This window comes from Candidatus Roseilinea sp. NK_OTU-006 (assembly GCF_012931985.1).
In the GTDB taxonomy this organism is placed as follows: domain Bacteria; phylum Chloroflexota; class Anaerolineae; order J036; family Brachytrichaceae; genus JAAFGM01.
Map to the genome: position 1 here is coordinate 1 of NZ_JAAFGM010000094.1, position 2,856 is coordinate 2,856.

Genomic DNA, 2,856 nt, shown 5'->3' on the forward strand with positions numbered 1-2,856 from the left:
GGCGCTATAATTCGGTGTGCCGCAAAATTCTGGACGTCTCGATCAACGCCAACTTGCGCGTGCTGAACACCCCGATCCATACAGTAGGGAGCATGTCTGTGCTCCCTACTTTCTTTTCGTTCCTCCGAGCGAAAGGATGGCAAAAAAGTTGAATCAGCCGGTTCAAATATAAGACTCTGTTCGAGGAGAGCAATCATGCCTAAGTTCATTTTTTGTACAGGCGGCGTCGTCAGCTCGGTGGGCAAAGGGGTGACGGCGGCTGCCATCGGCCGCGTGCTGAAGGCGCGCGGCTTGCGCGTCGCAATCCAAAAGCTTGACCCGTATCTAAACGTGGATCCGGGCACGATGTCGCCCTACCAACACGGCGAGGTATTCGTGACCGAGGATGGCGCGGAGACCGACCTCGACCTCGGCCATTACGAGCGCTTCATTGATGAGAACCTCACGCGCGCCTGCAACGTGACTACCGGCCAGGTCTATAACGAGGTCATCAGCAAGGAGCGCCGGGGCGACTACCTGGGCAAGACCATCCAGGTGGTGCCGCACGTGACGAACGAGATCAAGCGGCGCATTTCGCTGGTGGCCAAGAGCAGCACTGCTGACGTGGTGATCGTCGAGGTTGGCGGTACGGTGGGCGACATCGAGGCCATGCCGTTCATCGAGGCCATCCGCCAGATGCGCCGGGATGTGTGGCGCGACAGCACGTTCTACGTGCACGTCACCTTCCTGCCCAAGGTCGGCGCCACCGGCGAGCTGAAGACTAAGCCCACCCAACACAGCGTGCGCGACCTGCGCGGCGCCGGCATCCAGCCCGATGCCATCATCGCGCGCAGCGACGAGCCGGTGGATAACGAGCTGCGCGAGAAGATTGCCCTGTTCTGCGATGTCGAGCCGCGGGCTGTGTTGCCGATGGTGACCACGAACTACCTCTATGAGGTGCCGCTGATGCTGGAGGACATGGGCTTCGGTGATTACCTGTGCGAGCGCCTGCAACTGGGTTGTCCGGCCGCCGACCTAAGCGCGTGGCGGGCGATGTGCGCAGAGATGCGCCGGCCCAAGCCGCCGTTGCCCATCGCCATCGTGGGCAAATACGTCGAGCTGCACGACGCCTACATGAGCGTGCGCGAAGCGCTCTACCATGCCGGCGTGGCCTGCGGGCGCGATGTGCATCTGATATGGCTCAACAGCGAGGCGCTCGAACGCGGGGAGGGGCTGGACCGGCTGGAGCGCGTCTCGGGCATCGTGGTGCCGGGCGGGTTCGGCTATCGCGGCATCGAGGGCAAGATCATCGCGGCGCAGTATGCGCGCGAGAACGCCGTGCCATACCTGGGGCTTTGCCTGGGCATGCAGGTGATGTGCATCGAGTTCGCCCGCTATGTGCTGAACAGCCGGGAGCCGAACAGCACCGAGTTCAACCACACCACTCCCTATCCGGTGATTGACTTGATGCCCGACCAACGCGACATCAGCGACATGGGCGGGACGATGCGCCTGGGCGTGTATCCGTGCCAACTCGTGCCCGGCACGCGCGCGCATCGCGCCTACGCGAGTGCGCTGGACAAGGGCGAGGCGTTCGGGGCAAGCGTCGTCAACGGCTTGCGCGGCGACCCGACCGTCGGCGCGGTCACCGTGCAAGAGCGCCATCGCCACCGCTTCGAGTTCAACAACGAGTTCCGCAGGTCGCTGGGCGCGGCCGGCCTGGTGTTCAGCGGCCTTTCGCCGGATGGCCGGCTGGTGGAGATCCGCGAGCTGCGCGATCACCCGTTCATGCTGGGCAGCCAGTTCCACCCAGAGTTCAAGAGCCGCCCCAACCGGCCGCATCCGCTGTTCAAGGCGTTCATCGAAGCCGCCATCGAGTACGACAGGGGCGCGCCGCTGATCAAGCCGGTGGTCGTCGAACCCCAGAAGCAGACGGCTTGAGGAGATCGAACCAGGCTTCGCGCAACCGCCCGGTTTCTCGTTCTTCTTTACTGCCGGACGTGCACTGCGTCGAGCCGGCCGTCCTTCAGCTCGAAGACCTGGTCGGCGTATTCGAGGCTGAGCGGATCGTGCGTGGCCATGATGACGGTGACGTTCTGTTGGTGGGAGAGATCGCGCAGCAGGCCGAGCACTTGGCGGGCGGTGTGGCTGTCCAGTTCGCCGGTCGGCTCGTCGGCCAGAATGAGCTTTGGGGAATTGGCCAACGCGCGGGCGATGGCGACGCGCTGTTGCTGGCCACCGCTCAGCTCGAACGGCATGTGTTTGGCCCACTTGCCGATGCCCACCAGGTCGAGGCATTCCTGCGCGCGCCGGGCACGTTCCTTGGCCGGCGCGCCGGCCAGCCGCAGCGACAGATCCACGTTTTCGAAGGCGGTGAACGTGGGCACCAGCGAGAACGACTGGAAGACGAAGCCGATCTTGTGCCGGCGCAGCTCGGTCATCTGCGCTTCGTCGTAATCGTTGATCGGTTGGCCGAACAGATACACCTTGCCGCGCGTCGGCTTGTCCAATCCGCCGATGCAATTGATCAGCGTGGTCTTGCCGCTGCCGCTGCGCCCCTTGAGGGCGATGAAGGCGCCGCTCGGCGCTTCGAAGCTGACCCCGCGCAGGGCATACACCTTGTTCTCCCCGCTGCCGTAGACGCGCTCGACATTCTCCGCGCGCACGACGGGCTCGGCCGATGTGCCGTCCATGCGTAGGTATTGTAGATGATCGGAAGTTGCGGGGCGTTTTTTGTTGGGGGCTGTCGCGGTTTGTGCCGCGCGAGTGAACGCGGACTGACCATCGGCGAACGGGCAAGAGCTGCGCGCAGCCCATCCCTTTCAGCCCGGGCGTTTACGCCCGGGCGGTTTGCATAGGCGCGTTTACCATCATGGC

At 64.0% G+C, this 2,856-nt stretch carries 2 protein-coding genes; one reads left to right on the forward strand and one right to left on the reverse strand.

Translation table 11 applies throughout. The annotated features are described in order from the left end of the window. Positions 1 to 195 precede the first annotated feature (195 nt). On the forward strand, positions 196 to 1,920 hold the full coding sequence (locus GXH28_RS15710; RefSeq protein ID WP_169239955.1) for a CTP synthase: 1,725 nt from the start codon (positions 196 to 198) through the stop codon (positions 1,918 to 1,920). Positions 1,921 to 1,967: 47 nt separating this feature from the next. On the opposite strand, the gene GXH28_RS15715 is transcribed toward GXH28_RS15710, so the two are convergent. Beyond that, a complete protein-coding gene (locus GXH28_RS15715) occupies positions 1,968 to 2,672 on the reverse strand; it encodes an ABC transporter ATP-binding protein (protein WP_169239956.1) in 705 nt (234 codons plus the stop codon). Positions 2,673 to 2,856 lie beyond the last annotated feature (184 nt).